General features: G+C 38.0%; 1 protein-coding gene. It reads right to left on the reverse strand.

All coding sequences use genetic code 11. The annotated features are described in order from the left end of the window. A partial coding sequence (locus HM984_RS17280) for a T9SS type B sorting domain-containing protein (protein WP_179350093.1) occupies positions 1-2114 on the reverse strand: 2114 nt, incomplete at both ends.

The raw sequence follows: 2114 nt of genomic DNA on the forward strand, positions 1-2114 counted from the left end.
TAAAATGGGCTTTAAATTCTTTACGTACTCCGTCGCTTGGTTCGTCGTACTCTACTGTAAACCAGTAGTCACTTGTTGGCATAGCTTCATTATTAAACGTTCCATCCCAACCATTGCCATCAGGACTTAATTGTTTCAGTAACTTTCCGTATCTGTCGAATATATAAATTATTGCATTACTTCCAACACCTTCAATGTTCCAAGTTTCATTATTTCCATCTCCATTAGGTGTGAAAAACAATGGATAGTCGATAATAAATCTTGAGGTTCTTATTAATCCACAACCATTTTTGTCTCTTGCCGTGATCTCATGGTCTCCTGCTGATAAGCCTGTAAAGATCGTTTCATCTTGCCATGGTCCTCCGTCTAAACTGTATTCATAAACACCTATTCCTATGGCTATAGCTTCTAAACTGTGATTATCTGCAAAAGCCGGTGTTAAGAGTTCTACGGTTAAACTTGGCGGTTCACTTTCTATAACGTCTGTAGTATCAAAATTAGTACAGTTGGTTATCGTTGATGTGCTCATGTCTGTTACTAAGACACTATAGCTTCCTCCTTCTGTTGGTATAATACTTGGACCTGTTGCTCCTGGTATAACAATATTGTTATAGCTCCACTCAAAACTATAATTCGTTGCTGACAAACCTGTATCTATCACTAATGGATCTAATGTTTCAGTACCATTAGTATTTAAACATAGGATATACGTCTCTTCTAAATCAAATTCTGGTAACGGATTAACTTGTAAAGTAACTTCTGCTACGGCATAACATATAGAGGTATCATTACCTGTGGTACCATCTGGTGTATCATTATCTACTCGTGCATAAATAACTTGTGGGTTAACTGTATTTTCATACAGTGTTGGTAATGGATTTACCTTTAAGTCCGCATCGTCTTGGGTTTCATAATAGGTTACGATGTAGTTTAATGGATCTTGACCATCCAAGACTTCTGGGTCTCTTGTGGTTAAATCAAACTGTGCACTATCATTGGTTGGATCTCCATCGATTTCCATCTCATCATCACAGGTTTCATAAAGAATTGGTGCCATATTTGGATTGGCTTGTGCTGCTTCTTGCACTTCGATATTAAAACTTTGTGTGCTAATTGAACATCCTGTTACATTGTTTGTAATGGTCACAAATATCTGCTGTGGGTTGCTTGTGTTTGTGTACAAACTTACTAAACCATTCATACCAGCTTCGGCATCAGCTAAATTATCGTGATAGCTCACTATAAACTGTGTTGGATCTTGACCGTTTAAGACCTCTGCGTCTTTTGTGGTTAAATCAAAACTATCGACACCATCAGTGAATAATTCACATTGAATAAAATCCGTTACGGCCACAACTGCTGGCAATGGATGCACTATGATTGTAAAATCAACTAATGCATAACAGCCAGTAGCATCATTAGTCACCCTTACATAAATCTCTTGCTCTGGTGTTTCTGTATTGCTATACTGTGTTGGATCTGGTATCACATTGCTTGCTGAGTTAGCATCGTCTAAACTCTCATAGTAGCTTGCTGTAACTCCGGCTTCTCCATTTAGAATTAGAATTTCATTTTCTGTAAGATCAAAAACCTCTACTCCATCTCCTGTATTAACGTCATCACACAACTCTAAGTTTGGTAATTGATCGCTTGGTGTTGGTGTTGGGTTTGGTAATACTCTTATGGTTAATGTTGCAAAATCTACACAACCTGTATTGGTATCGGTAACCACCACATATAGTGTTTGTGGGTTAGCTCCTAATCCGTTTATAGATGTATTGGTATACTGTGTGGGATCTGGAATTACATTCGTCTGAGATTGTGCATCGGCATTGGTCTCATAATACGCTACAGACCAACTTGCATTGCCTCCTGTGATTTCATTATCCTTCACTGTTAAATCAAAAGACGTGAACTCATCTCCTGGTGTTTCACCTAAGTCATCACAAACACTCAATTGTGTTGGTTGTACGGCTACTGGTGGTAAGTTGACTTCTAACTCAAACATTCCGGTATCCTGACAGCCTGTTGTTGGATTAAACAAACGCACATAAATGATTTGTGGGTTTGCATTATTAGTATAATTACCAACATTGATGATTGGATTGTTTCCA

It is taken from the genome of Winogradskyella pacifica, from assembly GCF_013403915.1.
Lineage (GTDB): Bacteria > Bacteroidota > Bacteroidia > Flavobacteriales > Flavobacteriaceae > Winogradskyella > Winogradskyella pacifica.